Below are 24,261 nucleotides of genomic sequence, written 5' to 3'. Positions count from 1 at the left end.
CGCTGTACGACATGTAATTTTACTTCTAATGATACTGGACTTCTTTTAGACATTAGAAAAACTCCCATCATTGTAGCAGTAGAAGTTTTGTTTTTCCTACTGTCTACTATGATGGGAGCATATCAGACGGGATCTCACGGCTCTTTTTTCGTTTTTCCTGTGATAAGTCTTTGTACCACTGAAATCTATTCTTGTCCTCATCCGTAATAGGACGAATTACACGACTGGCATTTCTGTACCGGCTGCTAGACGTCTTTACGGGCTATTCCCGATATGCAGGCTTGCCTAGCAGTTTATCTAACGTCACCATCTCAATGCCTTGTCGATTTAGTTCCTCAATGATGTGAGGGAGCGCCTTGACGGTACCGTTTAAGTCATGATTTTTACCGCCGGCAGCATGCTGGAGCACGATAGCACCAGGGGTCAGGTGAGACATAATGTTGGCTTCGATTTGCTCTGCGGTGAGCCCTTTCCAATCTAGGGAATCGACATTCCAGTTCACGATCAGCATTTGTTGTGAGGCGAGCCACTTAATTTGCTCTTCACTTATATTGCCGTATGGCGGTCGAATGAAGTTGATCGTACGTCCCGTAGCAGCTCGCAGAATATTCTGTGTGCGAAGAATCTCATTATGGAAGGCCTCATTAGAGAGCTTCGGCAGATTCGCATGATCATAGGAATGATTGCCGACGATATGGCCTTCCTCTAGGATGCGCTTCATGATATCTGGATATTTCTCCGCTCGGTTGCCGACAACGAAGAATGTTGCCTTAACCCCATAGTTACGCAGCACATCAAGAACCTGCGGGGTAAAATGATTGTCGGGACCATCATCGAATGTCAGGGCAACCCTCCGTTGGTCAGACGGGCCCTGCATAATGAAGTGGGAGCGGTACTTCCTGCGCAGTTCGGATAAGGTGAGCGGCTTAGGGCTCCGGACATCGCTCTCATTGCCGCCGGCGAAGGAAGGAGCTTCCTTCGTTGCGACACGCGTTTGCCGTTGTTGAATCGAATATCCTTCATGCGATTTTTGGGCGGAAGGGGACTGAGGGGACGTGTTTGTCGTGCTGCAACCCGATGCATATATGCTTAGCATGGTACATAATCCGAGCAGAATTGGTCGTGTAATCATTGGCGGAACCTCCTGAACCGATGCTCATCAAATTAAGTATTGTACATAGGGTTCGAAGGAAGGTCGTAAATTATCCATCCGACACGGATTTTATTCGTATAGCGCATCCCTTAATTTGGTAGACATCTGGCTGTGACCACCATTTTGTTTCCTTGCGGAACTCAGTGCTTTGCGCAGGCGCTCATTCTCTGCTTGAAGTTCCTTAATTTCTTCAACCATCTCTTTGATCAAAGGTGAGCAGTCCTTGTTATGGGCTTCAATAAGTGCTGCAGCTCTATGCTGCAAATCCTGCCATTGCTGTTCATTCATCATCATATGACTCCTATTCCATAGCGTACATTCCTATCTACTCATTATAAGGCAAAAAGAAAGAGCCGTCACATGACGGCTCTGCGGGATGGCGCTTATTTGTTTTTCCACATTTGCTCGACTTGCTTCATATCCAGGATGTGCATGCGATCCATTGCATAACTTCCTGTCATCGCAATCCCTTCAGAGGCAGACTCATAATTGATATATAAGGAATCATCAGCAACAGTTATTTCTTCAGCCATTGGAGGTCCGTCAAGCTTCAGCTTAAGCTCAGCGTTATCCAAGAACCATAGCGGAACTTCCTTGTTGCTAATCGTTACCTTCTGGTGAGGCGCTTGCCCACGAGGATCGGTGAAGAACAGCATCGTGCTATTGCTGTTACGACCATAGGAATCACTCAATACCCAGTGGCCATTCCAGAACGATACGCCTTGAATTCGATTCGGAATCGAGAGGAGCTGCTCAGGTACAAGCTTGTCGCCGGAATTTTTTAGTTGCATAGGCAATCCTGTATTCGGATTTACCGAGAATCCCTCAATCCAAGCGCGATATTGGTCGCCATCACGGTTGGTCATATGATGGGAGGTATCTGTTGGATAGCTTGTGCCGTGCGCAAATTCGCCAACCCATAGTTTGCCGTCCTCGAAGGCAATGAAGGATGCGTTCGTATTTACCTTGAATTGTCCGTCGAAAATAAGCTGTCCGCCATCTTCTGTCTGCTTCATCTTATCGATGGATACATATCTGGCCTTGCTGCCGGAAGCAACGAACACATAACCATTTGTGATGGCAACGCCGCCGGCGTGACCCGTATATGGATCTCCTACAGCATCATACAGCTCGAAGGACTTCAGCAGCTGACCGGTTTTGGCATCCATAATCGCGATAACGCTGACACCGACATCACGGTAGCCTGACATAACAAGCCATCCCTGTTCCGCGGAGTAGGCAAGACCCTGCGGGATAACAAGCTCGTGCAGACCAGGAATAATAGGTCCATCCTGTGCAATGTTGAGCAGCGGCTTGAACTCGTTCTTGTCAATGCGAAGCTTCGGATTCACCTCTTGTTGCGTCAGTTTGCCAGCAGCCACTACAGCAGCCGCACTTGGAGTTGTGTTGGATACTTGTGTGACTGGTGCAGCAGCTTGACTCAAGCCTGCCGGCTCTTCCTCACCATTGGCACAGGCAACGGCAGATGACAGGAGAATAGAGGAGAGCAGCACTGCTTGAACACTTTTTCGGCAACGTGAAGAAGTAGATTGAGATTTCATTACATAGCCTCCTTAAGATAGATGAGATGGTGCATTATAAGAGAAGCTGCATGCAGTTGTCTTATTATTTAAATGTTGAATTCGCGAGTGCTGAGACGATATGCTTCTGTGCAAAAGCAAACACAATGACGATCGGCAGAATAACCATCACACTTGCAGCGCTAAGCAAATGGAAGGTCAGTGCTTCGTCGCCTGCTACTGCATCGCGCATCATCGCAACCGCAACCGTCAGCACACGCATGCTGTCCGAGTTCGTCATAATGAGCGGCCAGAAGTACGAGTTCCAGCTGCCGATAAAGGTGAGCACGATCAGTGTCGCAATCGTCGGCATTGCCATCGGAACGAGAATGCGATACAGCTGATGGAACCGGCCAGCACCATCGACTCGTGCAGCCTCCAGCACATCATTGTTAAGCGACTTGAATGCTTGACGAAGCAGGAAGATGCCGTAAGCAGACGCGCCGTGTGGAACGATCAATGCCAAGAAGGTGTTGAGCCAGCCAATCTTGGACATCATCACATATACAGGAACGAAGGTTACTTGTTCCGGAACGATTAGTGCAGCGAGCACGAGAACGAACCATTTATCGCGCCCCCAGAAGTTGCCCTTCGCGAAGGCGAAGGCAGCCCAGATGGCAACATTAATCTGAAGAATCATAATCCCGAGCGTCTGCACGGCGGTATTGAAGAAATAACGGCCGAACGGCGACGCCTGGAATGCATCAATATAGTTCTGGAAGCGGAACGATTCTGGCCAGAAGGATGGAATCGCGAGCCGCAGCTCGAACGGTGTTTTTAAAGAAGTGACAACGAGCCAATAGGTTGGAAAGAACATCACTAATGTAATGAGGATGGCTGCTGCCAACCGGATGGATGAAAATAAGGATTTTGACATCCGCTAAGCCTACCCTTCGTAATGAACTCTTTTTTTCGATATCCACAGCTGGATTACGGTTAAGGCGATAATAATGATGAAGAAAATAACGACCAGTGCAGATGCGCGGCCTGTCCGGAACTCGGAGAAGGCCATCTGATAGATCCAGAACACCATCGCCTTCGTTGCATTCAGCGGTCCGCCGTTCGTCATAATATTGATCGACTGGAATACTTGCATCGATCCGATGAAGTTCGTGATAACAAGGAACAACGTCATTGGAGACAGCAATGGGATCGTAATATTGCAGAATTGGTTCCAGCGAGAAGCGCCATCGATGCTAGAAGCCTCATAGTATTCAACTGGGATGCTGCGTAAGCCGGCAATGAACAGCAGCATTGCGAAGCCGACGCCTTTCCATAGGGATACTGTAATAAGAGCGCCGAGCGCCGTGTTCGGATTCGTCATCCAGTTGATCTTATCGAATCCTGCCAAGTCCAATAGGTAGTTGGCAAGGCCGTATTCACCGTTAAATATCCACAAGAAGATCATGGCTGCGACGACCATAGAGATGTAGTAGGGCATGAAGATGATCGAACGCAAGAAATTATAAAACTTGGATTTAGAGTTGAACAAAAGTGCGAGTAGAAGCCCAATAACAATCGTAAAGAACACGTCGAAAATCGTGTACTTGAACGTAATCGTAAGTACCTTCCAGAAGTCTTCACTGGATAACAGCTTCGTATAGTTATCCGCCCCGATAAATTTCATCACTGGCCGCGACATATTCCAGTTCGTTGTACTAATGAAGATCGAGAATACCAGTGGAACATACGTAAAAATAAGCAGGAACAACAGTGCCGGCAGCGCGAAGCTGAAATCCTTCAACTTCTCGGAGAAGCGGTACCAAGACCAAGGCCGCTTGTACTTCACAGCTTCTGCCGGCGTATCATTCGAAATTCCGGAATTACCATTCATCTGTTTAATCGCCCTCTCCTTTAGAACAATGATAAAGAAAGGTCAAGTCAAAGCCGCATGCCCTGTTCCCGTGTGGTATATAGGGGAGACGACCTTGCTTGACCACAGATGTACACACGCAATATGTTAGTTGCTATCTAGTTGCTATCTTCGAGTACTTTGTTAATTTCCACAGCTGCTTCCTTCATCAATTTCACTGGGTCGCCTTTTTCAAGAACCATCTTGCCCATTGCTTCGATGTAGAGGTTGCTGAACTCAGGGTACAATGGATGCTGCATGCGCGCTTGCACTTGGTCGAAGTTGTCAAGTACGGCTTTGTATTGTGGCCAACGCTGCATGTACGCTTTGCCTTCTTCTGTATCGATGGCCGACTTGTGAGTAGGGAGGTAGCCTACTTTTTCCGCCCACTTCAAATTGTTCTCTTTGCCTGTCATGAATTGAATGAACTTCCAAGCTGCTTCTTTTTGATTGTCCTTAGCACCTTTCATCATGACGATGCCAGCACCGCCGATGTTGGAGATGCGTGTTTTGTCACCCGGCAAGAAGGAAACGCCAACTTCGAACTTCGCATTTTCCACGTATGTTTTGATCATTGCGGAAGTGTGCTCAACCATGCCAATTTTGCCTTCCAGGAACATTTGACGCATTGTACCAGAAGCGCCTTTGCCGTAACCGATGTGCATGTTGCCTTCATCAATCCAACGCTTGAAGTTCTCGATGTAGCGCAGGCTTTCAGGTGTATCGATTGCTGCTTTTGTCATGTCTTCGTTCAGAACAGAACCGCCGCCGTTAATCATCCAAGGATCGTAGTACCAGTTATCCCAGCCTGGAACGGAAAATGCATAGCGAACTGTTTTTCCGTCTTTCTTCTCTGTAACTTTCTTATTGTAGTCTTCGATTTCTGCCCAAGTTTGCGGAGGCTGAACGCCGAGCTTATCAAGCAATGTTTTGTTGTAGACCATAACACTCGTACTTACGATTAGCGGGAATCCAAATTGACGGCCTTCATACGCATATGCCTTCAGCATGCCTTCCGAGAAGTCGGAAGTATCAACCTTGTCGCGCTCTACATAAGGTGTCAAATCTTCGAAAATACCATCACGAGAGAAGATAGGCAAGGAAGATACTTCAACGTTCGTTACCGCTGGAACATCGCCGGCAGCTACAGCCGCAAGCAGCTTCTTATGTAGGTCTTCATAGCCGCCCTGGTATACAGGCTCGACAGTAATGTAAGGATATTTCTTCTGGAACTCCCCGATCATATAGTTCAAGCCCTCAGTCTGAGCTTCTGCATGGGAGTGCCAATATTGAATTTTAACAGGTGTCTTATCTTCCTCCTTCACAGCAGGCGCGCTTGCACCTGATTCACTGCCTGGGCCTTCTCCAGAAGATGAACCGCTCGAACAACCAATTACGGATATAAATAGTAGAGAGATGACAGTAAGCAGGGTAAACCAGCGTTTTGCTTTCATAATTACACTCCTTAGTAGAATTAAAATAACAGGTTCCCGTAGTGATACATCTTGTTAGCTAACCAATCAATCTTTAGCAAAATTCGTCGAATCTGTGCACATGCCTCATTGTAAATGCCAATATTAAACATAGCGTTAAGCAGAAGATAAGGAATTGTAAATAATTTCATTGCTTGTTTATGGGAACCTTGTGGAAAAAGCTTATCTCATCTTATGTGAATGCGTTTTCAATCATTACTATAGAAACTCATGATTTCGTAAATTTCTATTAAAGCTAAATCGCTTTAATTATTAGTAGATTGTGTATGAAAAGGTATCTTGCAATACACAGTAGTGAGTGATACAATGTAGGAAATTACCAATGACAAGGGAAGGTGGTGGAGATGTCGTGAATGTTCAATTTAAAAAGGGAGTTCTGGAGCTGTGTGTACTTGTACTTACCTATGAACAAGATCGATACGGGTATGAGCTTGTTCATCGCATCTCAGAGAAGTTCCAGGTCGCAGAGGGAACGATGTATCCACTGCTTCGCAGATTGACACAGGAAGGGTATTTTTCAACTTATCTGAAGGAGTCTCCGGAGGGGCCTCCGCGCAAGTATTACAAGCTGACGGATACAGGCAAGACCTACATGCATGAAATGCTGAAGGAATGGAGTCTATTCTCCAAAGGTGTAGATGAGATGATTAAGGAGGTAATGTCAAAATGAGCATGCAGAAGTTAGAATTTCTCGTAAGATTGGAACGGGAGCTGGGGGAGATTCCTTCGGCGGAGCGTGCGGAGATCATGACGGACTTTGAGGCTCACTTCCAAGATGCGATGCAGACTGGCAAGACCGAAGAGGATATTCTAAATGCACTGGGCAGTGTACAGACCATTGCAAGCGAAATTCTTGAACAGCATCGTCAGCAGGCTTCACTAGAGGGACAGACTGAGGGGGATACACGCTCTAATGGTGAAGGAGAACGCAGTGATGGATATTCAGTAAGTGAAGAAGCGCATGCTGAGGAATCGTCTCACACATTCTCTGCTTCTTCCTTTAGTCAAGAAGATCGCAGTCAATCGAATTTGTGTATTCACACACTCCGCATACATACTAGTGAGGTGGATGTCGCCATTGAATCGTATGAAGGAGACCGGATCGGCTATCGCATCGAATCGGATGAGCCAGAGAAGTTCGATATTCGTGATTATATAGACGGAGATACGTATACAATATCGGCTCGAATGAGATACAATGCGAAGCGCTTTTTCTCCTTTATCAATTTACGGTATGGCGATCATAAGTTGTATATCCGTGTGCCTAGCAGCTACCAGGGAGAGATTCAAGTGGTATCTGAATCAGGAGATATTGACATCCAGCATGTTCGTGCAGACCAATTACAAATGGAATTGTCATCAGGAGATGGAGTGATTCGGCAAGGGGCATTTCAAGATGTACGAATAACAAGCAAATCCGGAGATATCCGTATTGAATATAGCTCGGCCGAACGGATAAGTATGGAGGCATCTTCAGGTGACGTGGACGTCAGCCGCATTAACACGCATACAATGGCAGTTAGGACATCATCCGGAGATGTAGATATTGAGCAGCTTCATGCTGAAGAGCTGCGTGCAGAAGTCACGTCAGGTGATCTTAGTCTCAGCGACGGTGTCGGACTTAATTGGTACTTGTCCTCTTCTTCAGGAGATATTGAAGCAGAGCGAATTCGAGCTAATATGGATATCGTTAGCCACTCTGGAGAAGTTGAAATCGACGAATTGAACGGAGCACTCTTGTTGAAGTCGAGTAGCGGGGACGTGGAGTGCACATTTGGTCGTGATATTGGCCCTTCGGTGATTGAAAGTAAATCCGGGGATATCGACGTTCGAATTTCATCGTGGGCGGCGAATGTTCAGATTGAGGCAATGGCAGATCACGGAGACTTGTCCGTGAAGCTTCCGCAAGTACGGACAGAGACGGAACGTAGGGATTACTACCGCGGAAGTATTGGAGTGGATGGACCTGTAGTTCGGATTGCATCAGTAAGTGGCGATATCGAGCTTCGGGAGACAAGAGCCTGACAGATATAGGTGCGCCTCATTTCAATGTTTATTTTTCTGCTTGCAAATATTCACATTTCTATTCACATTTCTTGAACTGTTGATTATAATAAATACAGTAATGTTGCCTCAATTCAAAAAAAATGACCATAGTGAAAATTAATCTCATTCTCAATACACATGCTGCTTCCAACACGGAAGCAGCATGATGCATTTTTAGGGGATTAACAACGATAGTCATTTTCATTTGAAGAGAGGATGAAATGAAATGAACAATACAATTTCGATGACAACATCATGGAAGCAATGGCTTGGCGAACATAAAGAATCCTGCGCAGCAGCTGGAAGCCTGCTGTTTCTGCTGCTAGCCATGTTCAGCAATCAGCTTGCTGAACAATGGGCGGTAGCGTGCTATGTACTGTCTTACGTGTGTGGAGGATGGCTTAAGCTGAAGGAAGGCATTGTTACGCTGCTTCGCGACAGGGATTTGGATGTTAACCTACTCATGATTGCTGCCGCACTTGGCGCTGCTTCGATTGGATACTGGTCTGAAGGCGCAGTGCTCATTTTCATTTTTGCATTGAGTGGCGCACTTGAAACCTTTACGATGAACCGCAGCTCACGGGATATCTCTGCGCTGATGGATTTGAAGCCGGAGCAAGCGCTCGTCATTCGAAATGGGATTGAATGGTTACTGCCTGTAGAGCAGTTGATAATAGGGGATCTTGTGCTTGTAAAGCCAGGTGAGCGTATACCAGCAGATGGAACGGTTCAGGATGGCCAATCCTCTGTCAACCAATCCTCGATTACAGGAGAGAGCATTCCTGTAGATAAGGCCATGGGGGATGACGTATACGCAGGAACGGTGAATGGGCAAGGGGCTTTGTATGTTACTGTATCGAGATCAAGTGACTCGTCTCTCTTTGCGAAGATCATTCGCCTCGTTCAAGAAGCTCAGAGTGAGATGCCCAAGTCGCAGCGGATGATTGAGAAATTTGAACATATATACGCAAGAGTGATTATTGCTGCAACTTTGGCGCTTGCAGTTCTTGCCCCACTGCTGCTGCAAGAATCATGGTCGGATGCCTTTTATCGGGCAATGGTATTTCTCGTTGTGGCCTCACCATGCGCATTGGTTGCCTCTATCATGCCAGCAACACTGTCTGCTATTTCGAACAGCGCACGAAAAGGCGTTTTGTTCAAGGGAGGCGCATATTTGGATCTTATCTCGCACGTAAAGGCAATTGCCTTTGACAAGACTGGAACGCTCACCTCCGGCAAGCTGGAGGTTACGGATGTCATTCCGTATGAATCAATGGATAAACGGGAGCTTCTATCTGCTGCCGGAGCGTTGGAGAAGCTGTCCACACATCCGATCGCTAAGGCAATTGTTGCTGAAGCAGAGCGTAACCAAGAGCATATAGAAGCCACTGAGCGTTTGCTGCGCCCTACTCAATTCCAAGCACATGCCGGGCAGGGCATTGAAGCTGAATGGGAAGGGAAGCAATGGAGAATCGGCAAGCCGTCATATATTTGCTCTGAGCAAGGGATGGATGAGATGATTCGCGCTCAGATCGAATCTTTGCAATGCAAAGGCAAGACGGTGATTGTGGTGGAGAGATCCGAGCGTGTTGTCGGTGTGATCGCGCTGCAGGATCGCATTCGCCCAGAGGCGATTGAAATGGTGAAGCAACTGAAGCTGCAGGGCATAGAGGTGGCCATGCTGACAGGCGATCAGAGACAGACGGCAAGTTCTATTGCTTCCCAAGCAGGAATTGACTTGGTGTTCTCCGAACTGCTGCCTGAAGATAAGCTCAACATTATTAAGAAGCTTAAGGAGCAATATGGACAGGTGGCGATGGTAGGCGATGGCGTCAATGATGCGCCTGCACTGGCCAGTGCAACTGTCGGGATTGCTATGGGGGCGGCAGGCAGTGACGCAGCTTTGGAGACCGCCGACGTTGTCTTGATGAACGATGATCTGGCCAACATCGCGCATGCGATCGTGCTAGGGAGAAGAACACAGTCGATTGTAAAGCAGAACATCATATTCGCTGTAGCGGTCATTACGGGGTTAATTGCAACTAACTTCATACTCGGGATTCCTCTCCCGCTTGGAGTCGTCGGACACGAGGGGAGTACGATTCTTGTCATCCTGAATGGGCTTCGACTACTGCGATCCTAACATAAAAATTTGAATGTTTGCCCAAGTGGGCAGGAATTGATGATCTCCCTATTGAATTAGGTATGTGGAAAAAAACTCCTAAGTGAGGTTATGTTTTGGATGTTGTTTCCATAATGTGTAGGGAGGTCATTGTATTATGCTGCAGCATGGGGATAAGATCGTTATCATTGGAGATTCCATAACGGATTGTGAGCGGGCTAGACCGTATGGGGAAGGATTATTCGGAGCCAATGGCAAAGGATACGTATCCATGTTCGATGCACTAGTTCAGACGGAGCATCCTGAGATGGGAATTCGCATCGTGAATATGGGCATTAGTGGGAATACAGTGGTTGATTTAGAGCGTAGATGGGAGACAGATGTCGAACAATTGGAGCCGGACGGACTTGTTATTTGTATTGGAATTAATGATGTCTGGCGTCAATACGATATGCCCTTCGTGTCGGAGCAGCATGTAGGTTCGGATCAATATTATGACACCTTGAATCGTCTCGTTGAACGATCCAAGCCGAATGTACGCTGGATTGCGTTAATGACACCCTATTATATTGAACCGAACCAAGAAGATGCGATGCGCCGAACGATGAATGAATACGGTCGAATTGTTAAGGAGATCGCGAATGAGCATGGTACATTATTTGTAGATACACAGCAGGTCATGGATAAGCTGCTGGAGCATTTCTATCCGGCTACACTGGCATGGGATCGCGTTCATCCGAGCGCGGTTGGACATATGGCTCTAGCCAAAGCTCTGTATCAGGCATGTTTTGCGGAGTAATCCTCATGGCAACAGGAAGCCTACATGATTCTTCAGGCAAGATCACCGGGCCTTCCTGTCGCATTTTCCTTCATAGACAGTCTATAAACTTCCACATTGTTAAACATGCTTGTAGAAGAGGGATAAACCACCGCTCTTGCAAACGCTTACATTAAGAGCTTTCCAAATTCGATATTTCTAGCGAATAGGAGGGGAATTGATGTCTGTAATAGGTAGTCAGCCTGCAATGAAAAACATGTGGATTGGCAGAAGCATTGAGGAGTTCTCATCGAAGGGTGTCGTATTTTTTCACTCGCAGTTCGAATTTCCAGAGGCACTCCCTTGCAAATTGTATCGGATCGACCAGACACACGGCAATTTGCATGAGCATACCCATGATTACTTTCAAATTTGGTATGTCGTGAAGGGAGGATTCATGCATTCTTATCTCGGGAGACGTCACAAAATGCTCGCAGGAAGTGTATGCATCGTACCTCCGTTTGCGATACACGGTGTGGAATGGATTCCAGGACGACAGACGGAAGTCATTGGCTGCGAGTTCTTACCTTATTATATCAATGAGCGCTTTACCCAGCCTGAGCTCCAGAGTAATTTCATGGATTATCAATACTTGCATCCTGTGTTAAGTGAAGGGGGAAGGAAGCCAACGGTAATGTCCCTTTCTGGTGAAGAAGAACGACATGTGAGGACGATTCTGGAGGAGATGCAGAGGGAATTCCGGATGAAGACACCACATTACGGGCTTGTTTTAAAGGCGAATTTGCTGAAGCTTCTTGTTCTGCTGAGCCGGGGAAGTGAAGACCAATGCACGAGAACAGTCGTGCAGGTAAAGAAGGAGGAAGATCGTATAAATAAACACCGAGAGGCTGTTCAAGTCTCTCTTGATTATGTGCATAAGCATTTTCATGAGGATATTCGTCTGGAGCAGATTTGCCGGCTTGCATCACTATCCAAGACCTATTTCTGTGATGTATTTAAATCCTACACAGGCAAGTCATTTAATGAATATTTGAATGATTTCCGCATGCGACAGGCAAGCGAGATGCTGATGACTAGAGATACTACAGTAGCAGAGGTATGTCGGGCAGTCGGATTTCGGGACTTAACGCATTTCTCCAGGATGTTCAAACGGTGGACGGGAATCCCTCCTTCTCATTATCGCAAGAAGAGCCGCTAAATATAACGAATACTTATGATTCATATACAGGAACCGGCGACAAGTTCTTGTTGCCGGTTGTATATTTCGCAGCCTGTTCATAAGTTATTCTTATTTATTCGGTAGGTATACAGTATAATGGAGGTACAGTATGTAAACGCAATCCTCCAAATTCCATCTTGATTGTGCTGGACGATACTGTATGCGATATAGTGATGGAAAGGGATGATGCGAATTTGTGGACGACGGATATGATTATTTTCTTATTTGGTTCTTTGCTTCTAGCGGGAGTGATTAGTGCCAAATTCTCGAATCGATTCAATGTGCCTTCACTTGTATTGTTTATTATTGTAGGGATGGCATTGAATCCTCTCATTTATTACGATAATGCGAAGTTAACGCAGCTATTCGGGATTTTGGCTCTGATCATTATATTGTTCGATGGAGGGATGCAGACAAGCTGGCGTGACATTCGGCCTGTCATTGGCGGATCTGTATCGCTTGCAACCATCGGTGTATTGATTACTGCTACGGTTTTTGGTGTGTGTTCGGTATTTATCTTAGGAATTGATTGGAAAGAGGGCATGCTGATCGGTGCGATTGTCGGCTCTACGGATGCCGCAGCCGTGTTCGCAGTTCTCGGAAGCCAGAATGTGAAGAAGCGGTTGACCTCCACCTTGGAGGCGGAATCAGGAACGAATGACCCGATGGCCGTCTTCTTGACGATATCATTCATTGAATGGATTCAGATTCCGGATCTTTCCGTGTGGGAAATGCTGTTCTCATTCGTATGGCAAATGGGACTTGGACTTAGCTTAGGACTGCTCGCAGGCTGGTTCATCGTTCAAGTATTGAATCGAATTGCCCTAGATACATCTGGTATGTACCCTATACTTGCAATCGGATTCGCGATCCTTACTTATAGCGGTGTCGGTCTGCTGAAGGGCAGCGGCTTCTTAGCTGTATACGTGATGGCACTTGTCATCGGCAATTCCGATTTGCAATATCGTTTTACGATTGTAAGATTCAATGAGGGCTTCGCCTGGCTGATGCAGATCATGATGTTCATCCTTCTTGGACTTCTCGTGTTCCCGCTTCAGCTGCTGGAGATTACATGGCAAGGTCTGGTGCTGTCGGTTCTTCTCATGTTCGTTGCAAGACCGCTCGGTGTATTCATTAGCTTGATGTATAGTAAGTTTACAGGCAAGGAGAAGACACTTATTGCTTGGGCAGGGTTAAAAGGGGCGGTGCCTATTGTTATGGCGACATATCCCATGATTGCAGGCTTAGAGCATGGACAATTGTTCTTCAATATTGTATTCTTTATTGTTCTAACGTCTGCCCTTATTCAAGGGGCTACCATTTCTCCGCTTGCGAAGCGGCTTGGATTGGCTGGCGAACCAGGCGGGCAGCAGGTACATGCGCTTGAGCTGGTGTCGGTCGGGAAGACGAACATGGACTTGGTGAAGAAAACGATTGAGCCTGGTGCCTGTATAGAGAACAGCTACTTGCATCAATTAAAATTGCCGGATGACACTTTGATTACAGCTATAATTCGTGGGGAAGAGATGATTGCGCCCAAAGGAACCACGCAGTTATTGGCAGGAGATGTGGCTTATGTACTCGTTGCCAAAAATCAAAGGGACGAAATTAGAAGATTGTTCACCGAGCAGATCCAAGATGGTCAATGTACGGTAACAAGTGGCAATACCGCGGATCGAGACCAGGCAACCGTAGACACCCAATTAGACACAGAGAAGCAACCGGTAGTGAGCTCGACAGAACGTACGGTTGCGGAGAATAAGTGGCAAGGAAAAGATTAATGTATTCATGCAGGGGAAGGCACCATGATGAACACACCATGATGAGTTAGTACGATACAATGACTTTCAAGGAGGAAGTGGAATCGTATGCTAGGATTGGAGAAGCACACATACCGTATTCGCAAAATTGCGACGGAATGGAAGCGGGATGATAAGACGTTGCGTGGCTTGATTACTCTGCCTGTTACGGAACAACCAGTAGCAGCAGTTGTAATGAGTCATGGATTTACAGGGCATATGCTGGAAGGCAGAGGCTTCTTTCGACGTCTTAGTGAACAGTTGGCACAGGCTGGTGTCGCTGCGATTCGCTTTGACTTCGCAGGCAGCGGTGAGAGTGATGGAACGTTTGAAGAAATGACGCTATCAACTGAGCTGGAGGATGCATTAACTGTATTTCAAGCCGTGCGTTGTATGGAAGGCATCGATTCGAATCGTGTCAGCCTACTGGGCTTCAGTATGGGGGGAGCAGTATCGCTTCTGGCAGCTTCACAGCTGGGAGAAGAGGTGCATCGCTTAGTGGGGCTTTGCCCTGCTGCCAATATCTTCGATATTGTAGCTAGAGAGGCGGCCGGTTCACGATTCAAGCAGCTGTTGGAAGAAGGGCGCATGGACATGAATGGCTTCATCGTAGGTCAAGGATTGCTGGATGATACGGCACAGCATGATATGTATGCTGCTGCATCTCGTATCCACTGTCCAACGTTGTTCGTTCATGGGACGGCTGACGGCGCTGTTCCTCCTTATATTTCTTATCGATTGGCAGCTGCGATGGATGGGCGTGCTAACATTACGTGGATTGATGGTTCTGATCATGTATTTTCGTTGTCTGAGCATTCGAAGCAAGTCTGTGAGGCGGTTGTGAAATTCTTAGCAGATAAGTAGCAAAAAGTTATGTCGTAGGGGACGAAAAAAGAAGTGACTGATGTGATCTATCTCCTTTTATTGGTATGAGCAATGCTGCACAATAGATTCAGGTATGGCGTCTATGCATTGGCGTATACGTCATGCAATGTGCCCGTCCATCTGCCCCCCAACTCCAGGTAGGGCGGGACACTTTGCGCCATTTACGCATCTGCTTGCGAGCGGGTGCGTTTTGTTCTTTCTAGAGGCTTTGCTGCAGAGCATACAGTTTGAATAATAAAAAAATGAGGAAAATGTTTCATAATACTATTGTGAAATAGGACTAATTAACCGATATTAGTAGTAGTGCGTAAAAGTACAGCGAGGTTAAGAGAAGAAAGGTGAAGGCAAATAGATGAAGTATGAGAAATTGAATGAAGAGTTTAAGCATGTTGGCTACAGTCCGTACCGTTATGTTCATATTGTGGATGTAACGACAGAAGCAGTTGATTTTGATCACCGTGAGAAAGAACGTCTCGATCAATTAGTAATTGGGTCAGAAGAACCAATGACTGAAGAACAGTTGAAGGAAGAGGCACGCGCGAAGTTGATGGAAGAGCATCCAGATTTCCAGTTTTTCCGCGAGGTACAGGTGGCGAAATTGGATGTAGTGCAGTGCTTTGATCTAGAACTGCAGTAGAAACAAGAAGGAAGGCAGCGTTTGTGAATTTGGATGCTAAGTTCTCCCCTTAGGTGTGTTTTATGCAGCGGGTACGATGCCGCACGTAAGGGGACGAGCTTTCTAAATAGCAGCACAGGTACCTATAGCGATAAGGAGATGAATCGGTTGTTCAAGGGGCTTAAGAGAGTACAGGGGACGACATCACGGAAAGTGGATTGGAAATCACTCGTTTCATCCGTATTTCAGAATCCATCTCGTTCCGTGGGAACGAAGTTATTTCTTGTATTTGTAATCAGCATTATTGTGTTCGTATTCAGTGTTGGCATGATTTCGTATCTATTCTCCAAGAATGCAATTGAAGATCAAGCATCCAAGTCCAATTATCAGACTATGATCCAAGCAGCGCAAAAAATTGATCTTCAGCTGACCCAGTTCAACAATATGACGATGCAGATTATGTTCGATCCAAACCTGACTGCTTCGCTCAAAACCTTGAAGGACAATCAGCTTAGCGCTTATGAAAAGATTCAATCTACGGAAGCGATTACGAAAACGCTTCAAACCTACAGTGTTGGCAATCCATTAATCGAGAACATTTATTTGATCCCAATTGATCCAAAGCGCAATACGATGGCTGCACTTGGCATTCGGAGTAAGCTGGACGATTTGCGCAAGCAGCCATGGTTTGAAGAAGCAACGAAGAGCAATGGACAATCCATTTGGGTAGATACGATGCCGAAAGGTGTTGATAAGGCGCCGGAGCCGACATTCGGAATTGCAAGACCAATGCGTGATTTGAATTCCGGGATGGCTGAATACATCGTTCTGATGGAAATTAGACTGGCTACTTTCCAGAAGTCGCTCGATGGAATTAATCTAGGCGAGGGATCTACCGTTCAAGTGGTGAATCGTGCGGGTCATTTTATTTATACCGAGGAAGATGGGAAGTTGACCAAGGAAGCTCCGAAGTGGCTTCTGCCGGAGGTTGAGGAGGGCAATACTAGTGCGATTAGCGGAAGCGGGAAGATAAGCTCTGATTCCGATGGCGAGATGCTCCTGGTCTATGATCAGATGCCGTCGAGCCGATGGCTGCTAGTTGGAGCGGTCCCTGTAGCTGAGCTGGTGAAGGAAGCCAAGTCCATCTTGACACTTACATTCATCTCTATGCTGGCTGCCGCTGTCATCGCAGTCGTAATCGGCTGGTTGGTGATTCAATGGGTAGCGACACCACTCGTGAAGCTGCGGAATCTCATGAATGAGGGTGCACAGGGCAATCTGGCAGTACGTGCAGTTCCTAAGTCTAAGGATGAGATTGGCCAGCTTGCGAATGGATTCAATACGATGATGGAGCAGATTACGAATCTCGTGAAGAGCACAGATGCAAGCGCTCGTGCCGTCTTAGATACAGCTTCTTACTTGTCTGAAGCATCACGCAGCACCGCGATCTCCGCGAAGGAAATTGCGATTGCCACAGAGGAAATTGCGAAGGGAGCTACTTCGCTGGCGGTAGAGGCTGAGCGAGGCCATGATCTCACGCATAGTATTGCTTCACAAATGTCGAATGTTATTGATGCCAACGGGCAAATGGATCATTCGGTTCAGGCGGTTGCCGAATCGAGCACGCTTGGTGCATCGAATATGACTTCCTTAATGAGCCGCACGACTTCCACCGGGGATATGATGCGCTCGCTTGCGACGAAGGTCAATACACTGAGTGACAGTACACAATCGATTCGCAAAATTTTGGATGTCCTCCATAACATGACGAAGCAAACGAACATTCTGTCCCTGAATGCAACCATTGAGGCTGCGCGTGCAGGAACAGCAGGCAAGGGGTTCATGGTCGTTGCTGATGAAATTCGGAACCTTGCTGATCAATCAAGGCAGTCCATCGATATCGTCGGGCAAATTACTGAGAAGATTCAGCTAGAGATTACGGAGACCGTAACAGCGTTGTCAGAAGCATTCCCCCTCTTCCAGAAACAAGCGGAAGCTGTACAGGAGACAGATGTCATCTTCTCAACGGTTCAGCAGCAGATGGATGGCATGATTCAGCAGCTTGGGAATGTGACAGGCTCCATTGGTCGTCTAAATGAGGCACAGTCCATTCTGGTAGAAGCGATGAGCAATGTAAGCGCAGTTGCGGAAGAGGCATCTGCTACTTCCGAAGAGGTTGCATCGTTAAGCACGGAACAGTTGAATGTATCGAACCGCTTAGTCGAGCTGTCTCAACAGCTTGAGGATGTATCCTCGAATTTGAAGGAAACCTTATCTCAATTCAAATATTAGTACCGATCATACAAGAGCCCGTATCTCCAACGAGAGATACGGGCTCTTGTATGATCGGCGACTTCAAAGCATCTGTATAGCAGAATGGCAGCAGCTATTTTTCTTAATTTTCTGATTTAACGATTTAATTCGATCTCGCCTACCTGAGTAGAAATCAATAAAGATGGGCTCTTCGTATTGGCTGCCCCAATATGGCCTTTAACTTTCTTCGATACGATCATATTGGATGTACTTGCCCCGTCCAACTCGACATTATTAGTGATACTTCCCATATTAGTGGACAGCTCTACAGCCAGTGACTCCAGCTTCTCCGGCAAATCAAATGTTATTTTGCCAAACTCAGTATGAAGCTTAGTGCTCTCCATTCCCAATATATTGGAGGATGAAATATCGCTCGCACTGCCGTTGACAACTAGATGGCTAGGATACAGCCCAGACTCGGATTCAAGTGAGAGTTTTCCGAAGTCATTGTTAATCTCTAAAGTGTCGTAATCCTTGACTGGAACTCGGACAATTAGTGATGGCGGAGAATCTGTATTTATGAAACTTTTTTGTTTAGAATGTAATTTAATCGTCAGCGTATTATCGTTTATTGTGCCGCTCACATCTGTCTCCATTGACCTGGATGTTCCATCTATAAGCTCATATTGTGCTTGACTTAATTGATGATCTCCGATGACGGTAATGTGGGCAGCTGTACTTAGAATACGGATCGTATGTATTTGGTTAACATCAAATTGTTTTTTCTTTGGATTGCTAGTTGATACTTTGCTCAGTGCAGTTGAACCTTTTTCAGATATAGCTGAAGAAGATACTTCTGTGACGCTTGTATTCGATGCAGCTGTGGTTGTATGATCCGAAGCACACCCTGCCAAACTTATACTTGCTGTGGATAAGAGAATACATGCAAATTTGGTGTATCTCATTGTTCGTCTTCCTTTCAAATAGTAGTGTAATTACAAGTGGGAACTATGCAAACAAGACATGCTTCATGTTACCTGATTAAGGAACATTTGGTAACGGACTTCGGTCTGTTCACGTCCTAGACTTATGTCTAGGATGGAGAGGACTTGGATCGACATATTTGACAATGATCCGGAGATTGGGTGTAACGATTGATTTAGGAAAAATATGTTGAAAATTGGATGGAATTATGATATTGTTGAAATAACTTCACACAATAATGTACGGAAGCACCGTCATGAAACGAAGCATCAATATTGATGCCCGTTTAATGGCGGTGTTTTTTTATGTCCATATTGAATTGCGGGGCGTTCTAATCCGTGAAGTAGAAAAGGGGGGAGTGGGATTAACAGATGGGATATTGTAGTGGCACATCCGCAGAAGCGCATTTTAGACGGATACACGGATTATTGGAAGCAATCGACCTATGCTGAGAAGCTTCACCTTCGTGTATTTACTCAGGCGGATACGCTTGGTCACTATTTGCGTTTGAAGCCAGGCATACATGTTCTAGTCGCGGCACCTGAGCTGCTTGGGACACTCTCTTCGTCTGATGTAAGAGGAATAATCGTGATCGCATTATCCGCAGAGAAGTCTGAACAACTGACAGAGGCCGACTTCCCTTGTAGGATAGAGAATCCATATCAGCCCATTCCGCAACTGTTCCAATCCATCATTAAATATTGTGAATCGGAAAATGCCTCCGAAGGGGACAAGCGGAGCAACACAGCGTGCCGTATCGTTGGCATTACTTCAACCTCAGGCGGAGCAGGGAAGTCAACAACGGCATTTCATTTATCAGCTGCGGCTGCTCAATCAGGTCTTCGACCCTTCCTTCTGAATGTAGATCCGATCCAAGAATACAGTTTGCTGCTACAAGAAGCGATCGAACAGAACGAAAATCAGAGCAACTTAGCACAATTATTTTACTACTTGAAGAAGGCTCAGGGAGGGCCGGGGAGTGAGCTGCTGTCCTTAGATCCATATATGCTGAGTGTTCCTGCAATAGGAGCGCGAATGCTCCATCCGAAGCAGTTAGCAGAGGAATGGAAGTGGATGGATGCCAGTATGCTGCGATTATTGTTGAATACGCTTCGGAGCAGCGGGCAGTACGACTTGATTATTGTGGAGGGCGCGCATTTTCACTCTCCATTCGAAGCGGTATGGGATGTGGCAGATCAGGTAATGTGGCTGCTCCTAGATGATATGGCCTATATACAGAAGACGAAGCTGTTGCTGCAGCAGTGGGCGCTTGCGGAAGAGTCTGTTGTGCGTCATCGAAGCAAGCTCATTCGGATGGGTGTGAATCGTTATATGGGGACGATGCTCAATTCATGGCAGCAGCGTGATGCTCCGATCTCAGGATATCTGCCTTACATACCGGCCTGGAAGCAAATTTATCGATTTGATCAATGGCTTCAATCGAGTGTATTCCGCTCAACCTTGGAGGAATGGGCAGGTTCAGAGTTGGGATTATTCAGCGGAGCGCGGTAAGGGGTGAGTCGATGGTACATGGGGACGAGGGGTACCAGTTCCAGCTGAAGCCTTCTGGGACAGAGTCTAATCTGATGTCGCTTGATGAATTGTATCTTACAATTCGGCAGCAGGTGCGCGAGAGTATGGAATGGGGGGAACCGTTATCTGATGAAGCATTAACAGAGAGGATCGAACAAGCGTTGTTTGCGTTTTCGAAGGCGATGAAATTGACCTCGGCAGATCTTCGAATGGTAGTACGCAGAGTTTTTTATTCTTTCCGTGGTCTTGATGCGCTTCAGCCGCTCGTTGATGATCCCGAAATTACGGAGATTATGGTGAACAGTCATCGGGAATTGTTCGTTGAACGTCAAGGACATATGGAGAAATTAAATCATACCTTCGAAAGCGAGGAGAAGCTGGAGGACATTATTCAGGCGATCGTCTCTCAAGTAAATCGTACGGTGAATGAGTCTTCACCAATCGTCGATGCGAGATTGCGAGATGGATCAAGGGTTCATGTTGTTCTGCCCCCAATTGCGCTTAAGGGACCCACGGTAACGATTCGGAAGTTTCCTTCTAAGCCGCTTCATATGGAGGATCTCATACGATACGGCGCGATGAGTGAAGAGGCGGCACAAATTCTGCAGACGCTGGTAAGGGCGAAGTACAATTTGTTCATCAGTGGTGGAACTGGATCGGGCAAGACGACGTTCTTGAACGCTTTGTCTCAGTTCATTCCATCTGATGAACGGGTGATTACAATTGAGGATGCAGCAGAGCTGCAAATTCATTCAGTGCCGAATCTGGTGTCATTGGAAACGCGCAATGCGAATTCGGAAGGAAAGGGAGCCATAGCCATGCGTGACCTTATTCGAGCTTCGCTTCGGATGCGGCCAAACCGCATTATAATGGGAGAGGTGCGCGGTGCTGAGGCTTTGGATATGCTTCAGGCAATGAATACGGGCCATGATGGTTCTTTATCTACGGGTCATTCCAATGGGCCCAAAGATATGGTGAGTCGCTTGGAAACGATGGTATTGAGTGGGGCTTCGCTGCCGGTTGTCGTCGTTAGACAGCAGATTGCCTCCGCAATTGATGTCATTGTTCATTTGGCAAGGATGCGAGATGGATCCCGCAAAGTGCAGGAGATTGCAGAAGTAATTGGATTTGCAGAAGGTGAAGTGAAGCTGTCGAGCCTGTATCAATTCGTGGAACACGGGCAGGAAGGCGGCAAAATTCTAGGAGGCCTTGTTAAGCGCGATACGCTGCAGCATGTGGACAAACTGCGAATGGCGGGGCTGACTCTGCCTCAAGCAGAAGGGGGCGCGGACGATGAAGGGATCGAAGATCAAGACTGAAGCTGGACTGCCTCGCTACGATGTATATCATTTGAACCGCAAGGAGCAGCTACTGGCGATCTTTGTTGGATGTTCTGTAATGGCTGGAATCGGATATCTGTTCTACCAGCATTGGATCGGGATGATCCTGCTGTCAGTCATTGGGGTTCGATTTACCCAGATTCGGCAGCGGACACTGCTGGAACGAAAGCGGTCACAATTGACCCAGCAGTTCAAGCAGACCTTGTATTCTTTGTCTTCTGCACTAGGTGCAGGGCGATCAATGGAGAATGCTTTCCGTGAGGCTGCACAGGATTTGAGGCTGCTCTATCCCGGCACTGATGTGGATATGATTCGGGAGCTTCGTATTTTGTCGTTGCGAATGGAGAATGGCGAGCCAGTGGAACGAGCCATGATGGACTTCAGTGAGCGGGCACAGCAGGACGATATCGCGAATTTTGCAGATGTATTTGTTACTTGCAAGCGGACAGGCGGGGATTTCATTGAAGTGGTGCGCAGAACTTCCTCCGTTATTGGAGAGAAGATGGATATTATGCAGGAGATAGAAGTATTAGTCGCACAGAAGAAGCTGGAGATGAAAGCGATGATGGCTGCTCCATTTTTGTTTCTAGCTTTTCTCAATATGACCTCGCCTGATTTTATGACGCCGTTATATGAAGGAGTCGGCAGAGTGATTGCAACAGCTGCATTGATTGTGTTGTCCATTGGGATCTTGCTAATTCGCAAATTAATGGATATTAGAGTGTAGTAATATCGTTTATGCATTATAGCAGGGAGGAGGTTGGTAGATGCTGCCCTCATGGATGTGGGGATTGGCATGCCTGCTTGTAATAGGGATTTATGCTGTGATGAATCATGTAGGAAAGGCCCGCTATACGGAATTACTTGCCTCGATCCAGTCGGAAGTAAAGACAGCGAAATGGCTTCCAGCACCTATGATGTGGCTGGAACGATTACAACCAACGCTTGATACGCATCCTGCACTGGTTCAGTTGAGGCAGTCGCTTATGCAAATGCACGGTCCAGCCCTGTCCCATACGATGTATCGCGCACTTCTGGCGGAGATGGGATTGTATGTATTTGCGGGCGTCGTAGCTGGATGTATTCTCCCTGCTGTGACGGACGGAAGTTTCGCCAACATGGCTGGAGGAATGCTGCTCGGTATCGTTCTGCCGCTAGTACGCGGGAAGGAGGTTGTCGGTAAGGCGGAACGCAGACGTCAGGATATTCAGCTGGAACTCCCCGAATTGATTAATAAGCTGAATCTGCTCGTACAAGCGGGAGAGACAGTTCCCAAGGCTCTTGCAACTTGCATTGAGCGGAAGAAGTCGGAGAACGAGCACCCATTATACATCGAGCTATTCCGAATGATGTCAGATGTACAGAATGGTTATTCTTTTGCTCAGGCCATGGAGCTGCTGGCGAAGCGCTGCACGATGCAGGAAGTTTCGATGTTCGTCACGACGGTGCTGATTAATCAGCGGCGTGGAGGAGAGACATTTGTGCTTGCGATGGCGGATTTGAGCCGACAGCTGTGGGATAAGCGCAAGGCGGTGGCTCGCAAGCGAGGCGAAGAGGTATCTACCAAGCTGGTGTTTCCGATGATGCTCATGTTCCTCGTTGTACTAGTTGTCGTAGGAGCTCCTGCATTGTTAATGATGCAAGGGTGAGGAATAAGCAATTTCACTTATGATGTAATTCAATTGAAGGAGGATCAAGATATGAATTCACTTTGGAAACGGTTATGGACGGAAGAAGATGGGCTTGGCATGGTGGAACTGGTCATTATCATTGCAGTTATTGTAGTTTTAGCGATTGCTTTTAGGGAGCAAATCAAAGGATTTCTGACAAGGCTGTTCACGAAAGTAGATAAACAGACGGATGAAATTTTTAAATAGTAATTGTAAGTAATAATTGGAGGTAATAGAGGAGGGTTACAAGCTGCATAAAAAGCTACGTAAATGGTGGAAACGGCTTGCCTCCGAAGATGGGGCCTACACCGTTGAAGCGAGTATAATCTTTCCGGTTGTTTTCTATTGCTGCTTAGCAATGCTCTTCTTCGCCATGTTAATGTTCCAGCATGTTATGTCATCACATGCTGCTACGTTAGCGGCGGAACGGGGGGCGGCGTTCTGGGACAACAGCTATAAAGATGCAACCAGGGGATCTTACCCTGTAGGAAAACATGATGGTCTGTACTGGCGGATGCTGGATGATTATATGCTGGATCGTTTGCTTGGTTTTGTGACAGGCAGTGTGACCAACGAAGTATCACTGCCGGTCAGTAGTGACTCTGAGTCTCTGCCGGAGAAGAAGCTGATACGGGCAGGAAGACTGCTGCCTCCGATATTCCATGGAGAGATGAAATTCGACAATATTGCAATTGAGCGGAAGGTGACCGTCTCACTCGAACGGCCATTGTATCAAACGGCATTCGAACGTTTAACTAGACGACGTGTATCTGGAGAAGGAGGAGCATCTGCTGCAGTCGTAGAGCCTGTAGAATTTATTCGTTCCGTAGAATTTGCGAGGTACATGTCAACGAAGCTGGCTCAATGGAATAAGAAGGGGATATCGAATGAACAAGCTGCAGATACAATCAAGCGTGCGGCGAAATAGCAAAGCCAAT

23 protein-coding genes are annotated in these 24,261 nt (G+C 46.8%); 16 read left to right on the top strand and 7 right to left on the bottom strand.

The window, feature by feature from the left end; genetic code table 11:
* Positions 1-262 precede the first annotated feature (262 nt).
* The 6 genes from M3661_RS21065 to M3661_RS21040 form a co-directional block, all read right to left on the bottom strand.
* Positions 263-1,132: a polysaccharide deacetylase family protein gene (locus M3661_RS21065; RefSeq protein WP_065292400.1), complete on the bottom strand. Its 870-nt coding sequence runs from the start codon at positions 1,130-1,132 to the stop codon at positions 263-265.
* A gap of 90 nt (positions 1,133-1,222) precedes the next feature.
* Positions 1,223-1,441, bottom strand: a complete 219-nt coding sequence (locus M3661_RS21060; RefSeq protein WP_021256403.1) for a hypothetical protein — start codon at positions 1,439-1,441, stop codon at positions 1,223-1,225.
* A gap of 95 nt (positions 1,442-1,536) precedes the next feature.
* Positions 1,537-2,715, bottom strand: coding sequence for a YncE family protein (locus M3661_RS21055; protein WP_065292401.1), 1,179 nt, complete (start codon positions 2,713-2,715; stop codon positions 1,537-1,539).
* Positions 2,716-2,779: 64 nt separating this feature from the next.
* Positions 2,780-3,610: a carbohydrate ABC transporter permease gene (locus M3661_RS21050; RefSeq protein WP_028531680.1), complete on the bottom strand. Its 831-nt coding sequence runs from the start codon at positions 3,608-3,610 to the stop codon at positions 2,780-2,782.
* 9 nt (positions 3,611-3,619) lie between these two features.
* A complete protein-coding gene (locus tag M3661_RS21045) occupies positions 3,620-4,567 on the bottom strand; it encodes a carbohydrate ABC transporter permease (protein WP_021256400.1) in 948 nt (315 codons plus the stop codon).
* Positions 4,568-4,704: 137 nt separating this feature from the next.
* On the bottom strand, positions 4,705-6,039 hold the full coding sequence (locus tag M3661_RS21040; RefSeq protein ID WP_065292402.1) for an ABC transporter substrate-binding protein: 1,335 nt from the start codon (positions 6,037-6,039) through the stop codon (positions 4,705-4,707).
* Between the two features lie 388 nt (positions 6,040-6,427).
* On the opposite strand from M3661_RS21040, the gene M3661_RS21035 reads away from it, so the two are divergent.
* From M3661_RS21035 to M3661_RS20995, 9 genes are all read left to right on the top strand, one after another.
* Positions 6,428-6,748: a PadR family transcriptional regulator gene (locus tag M3661_RS21035; protein ID WP_021256398.1), complete on the top strand. Its 321-nt coding sequence runs from the start codon at positions 6,428-6,430 to the stop codon at positions 6,746-6,748.
* Complete coding sequence (locus M3661_RS21030; RefSeq protein ID WP_065292403.1) at positions 6,745-8,103, top strand: DUF4097 family beta strand repeat-containing protein; 1,359 nt, start codon at positions 6,745-6,747, stop codon at positions 8,101-8,103. The genes M3661_RS21035 and M3661_RS21030 overlap by 4 nt, the downstream gene beginning before the upstream one ends.
* 247 nt (positions 8,104-8,350) lie before the next feature.
* Positions 8,351-10,267, top strand: coding sequence for a heavy metal translocating P-type ATPase (locus M3661_RS21025; RefSeq protein ID WP_251488268.1), 1,917 nt, complete (start codon positions 8,351-8,353; stop codon positions 10,265-10,267).
* A 133-nt stretch (positions 10,268-10,400) separates the two neighbouring features.
* On the top strand, positions 10,401-11,045 hold the full coding sequence (locus M3661_RS21020) for an SGNH/GDSL hydrolase family protein (protein WP_028531682.1): 645 nt from the start codon (positions 10,401-10,403) through the stop codon (positions 11,043-11,045).
* A 199-nt stretch (positions 11,046-11,244) separates the two neighbouring features.
* Entirely contained in the window at positions 11,245-12,222 is a 978-nt protein-coding gene (locus M3661_RS21015) for a helix-turn-helix transcriptional regulator (RefSeq protein WP_083189329.1), read from the top strand.
* A 194-nt stretch (positions 12,223-12,416) separates the two neighbouring features.
* Positions 12,417-14,024 carry a potassium/proton antiporter gene (locus M3661_RS21010; protein WP_065292424.1) on the top strand — a complete coding sequence of 536 codons (1,608 nt, stop codon included), beginning with the start codon at positions 12,417-12,419 and terminating at the stop codon, positions 14,022-14,024.
* Positions 14,025-14,111: 87 nt separating this feature from the next.
* Entirely contained in the window at positions 14,112-14,906 is a 795-nt protein-coding gene (locus M3661_RS21005; RefSeq protein ID WP_065292405.1) for an alpha/beta hydrolase family protein, read from the top strand.
* A gap of 373 nt (positions 14,907-15,279) precedes the next feature.
* Positions 15,280-15,564 (top strand): hypothetical protein, encoded by a 285-nt coding sequence (locus M3661_RS21000; RefSeq protein ID WP_065292406.1) that lies wholly within the window; start codon positions 15,280-15,282, stop codon positions 15,562-15,564.
* A gap of 147 nt (positions 15,565-15,711) precedes the next feature.
* Positions 15,712-17,835, top strand: coding sequence for a methyl-accepting chemotaxis protein (locus M3661_RS20995; protein WP_251488266.1), 2,124 nt, complete (start codon positions 15,712-15,714; stop codon positions 17,833-17,835).
* 116 nt (positions 17,836-17,951) lie between these two features.
* Here the strand turns inward: M3661_RS20995 and M3661_RS20990 are convergent, their stop codons facing one another.
* A complete protein-coding gene (locus M3661_RS20990) occupies positions 17,952-18,761 on the bottom strand; it encodes a hypothetical protein (RefSeq protein WP_065292408.1) in 810 nt (269 codons plus the stop codon).
* Positions 18,762-19,036: 275 nt separating this feature from the next.
* Here M3661_RS20990 and M3661_RS30340 point away from each other — a divergent pair, with 275 nt between their 5' ends.
* From M3661_RS30340 to M3661_RS20960, 7 genes are all read left to right on the top strand, one after another.
* Complete coding sequence (locus M3661_RS30340; RefSeq protein ID WP_260612239.1) at positions 19,037-19,165, top strand: hypothetical protein; 129 nt, start codon at positions 19,037-19,039, stop codon at positions 19,163-19,165.
* Entirely contained in the window at positions 19,165-20,292 is a 1,128-nt protein-coding gene (locus tag M3661_RS20985) for a ParA family protein (RefSeq protein WP_251488264.1), read from the top strand. The genes M3661_RS30340 and M3661_RS20985 overlap by 1 nt, the downstream gene beginning before the upstream one ends.
* Positions 20,293-20,366: 74 nt before the next feature.
* Positions 20,367-21,632: a TadA family conjugal transfer-associated ATPase gene (locus M3661_RS20980; RefSeq protein WP_251488286.1), complete on the top strand. Its 1,266-nt coding sequence runs from the start codon at positions 20,367-20,369 to the stop codon at positions 21,630-21,632.
* A complete protein-coding gene (locus M3661_RS20975; protein ID WP_065292410.1) occupies positions 21,607-22,380 on the top strand; it encodes a type II secretion system F family protein in 774 nt (257 codons plus the stop codon). Before M3661_RS20980 ends, M3661_RS20975 begins: the two co-directional genes overlap by 26 nt.
* Positions 22,381-22,420: 40 nt before the next feature.
* A complete protein-coding gene (locus tag M3661_RS20970; protein ID WP_083189332.1) occupies positions 22,421-23,302 on the top strand; it encodes a type II secretion system F family protein in 882 nt (293 codons plus the stop codon).
* A 51-nt stretch (positions 23,303-23,353) separates the two neighbouring features.
* Positions 23,354-23,530 carry a Flp1 family type IVb pilin gene (locus M3661_RS20965; RefSeq protein ID WP_021256385.1) on the top strand — a complete coding sequence of 59 codons (177 nt, stop codon included), beginning with the start codon at positions 23,354-23,356 and terminating at the stop codon, positions 23,528-23,530.
* A gap of 16 nt (positions 23,531-23,546) precedes the next feature.
* Positions 23,547-24,251, top strand: coding sequence for a TadE/TadG family type IV pilus assembly protein (locus tag M3661_RS20960; protein ID WP_251488261.1), 705 nt, complete (start codon positions 23,547-23,549; stop codon positions 24,249-24,251).
* Positions 24,252-24,261: the final 10 nt, after the last annotated feature.

This window comes from Paenibacillus sp. MER 180, assembly GCF_023713665.1.
Taxonomy (GTDB): domain Bacteria; phylum Bacillota; class Bacilli; order Paenibacillales; family Paenibacillaceae; genus Paenibacillus_B; species Paenibacillus_B suaedae.
The sequence above is the reverse complement of the archived record's forward strand: the minus strand, read 5'-3'. Positions and strand labels throughout refer to the sequence as shown.

Bases quoted from the DNA above. Each gene is read 5' to 3' on its own strand.
- M3661_RS21065 (WP_065292400.1), bottom strand. From the start codon at position 1,132: ATGATTACACGACCAATTCTGCTCGGATTATGTACCATGCTAAGCATA.
- M3661_RS21060 (WP_021256403.1), bottom strand. From the start codon at position 1,441: ATGAATGAACAGCAATGGCAGGATTTGCAGCATAGAGCTGCAGCACTT.
- M3661_RS21055 (WP_065292401.1), bottom strand. From the start codon at position 2,715: ATGAAATCTCAATCTACTTCTTCACGTTGCCGAAAAAGTGTTCAAGCA.
- M3661_RS21050 (WP_028531680.1), bottom strand. From the start codon at position 3,610: ATGTCAAAATCCTTATTTTCATCCATCCGGTTGGCAGCAGCCATCCTC.
- M3661_RS21045 (WP_021256400.1), bottom strand. From the start codon at position 4,567: ATGAATGGTAATTCCGGAATTTCGAATGATACGCCGGCAGAAGCTGTG.
- M3661_RS21040 (WP_065292402.1), bottom strand. From the start codon at position 6,039: ATGAAAGCAAAACGCTGGTTTACCCTGCTTACTGTCATCTCTCTACTA.
- M3661_RS21030 (WP_065292403.1), top strand. From the start codon at position 6,745: ATGAGCATGCAGAAGTTAGAATTTCTCGTAAGATTGGAACGGGAGCTG.
- M3661_RS21025 (WP_251488268.1), top strand. From the start codon at position 8,351: ATGAACAATACAATTTCGATGACAACATCATGGAAGCAATGGCTTGGC.
- M3661_RS21015 (WP_083189329.1), top strand. From the start codon at position 11,245: ATGTCTGTAATAGGTAGTCAGCCTGCAATGAAAAACATGTGGATTGGC.
- M3661_RS21010 (WP_065292424.1), top strand. From the start codon at position 12,417: ATGGAAAGGGATGATGCGAATTTGTGGACGACGGATATGATTATTTTC.
- M3661_RS21005 (WP_065292405.1), top strand. From the start codon at position 14,112: ATGCTAGGATTGGAGAAGCACACATACCGTATTCGCAAAATTGCGACG.
- M3661_RS21000 (WP_065292406.1), top strand. From the start codon at position 15,280: ATGAAGTATGAGAAATTGAATGAAGAGTTTAAGCATGTTGGCTACAGT.
- M3661_RS20990 (WP_065292408.1), bottom strand. From the start codon at position 18,761: ATGAGATACACCAAATTTGCATGTATTCTCTTATCCACAGCAAGTATA.
- M3661_RS30340 (WP_260612239.1), top strand. From the start codon at position 19,037: ATGAAACGAAGCATCAATATTGATGCCCGTTTAATGGCGGTGTTTTTT.
- M3661_RS20980 (WP_251488286.1), top strand. From the start codon at position 20,367: ATGTCGCTTGATGAATTGTATCTTACAATTCGGCAGCAGGTGCGCGAG.
- M3661_RS20975 (WP_065292410.1), top strand. From the start codon at position 21,607: ATGAAGGGATCGAAGATCAAGACTGAAGCTGGACTGCCTCGCTACGAT.
- M3661_RS20970 (WP_083189332.1), top strand. From the start codon at position 22,421: ATGCTGCCCTCATGGATGTGGGGATTGGCATGCCTGCTTGTAATAGGG.
- M3661_RS20965 (WP_021256385.1), top strand. From the start codon at position 23,354: ATGAATTCACTTTGGAAACGGTTATGGACGGAAGAAGATGGGCTTGGC.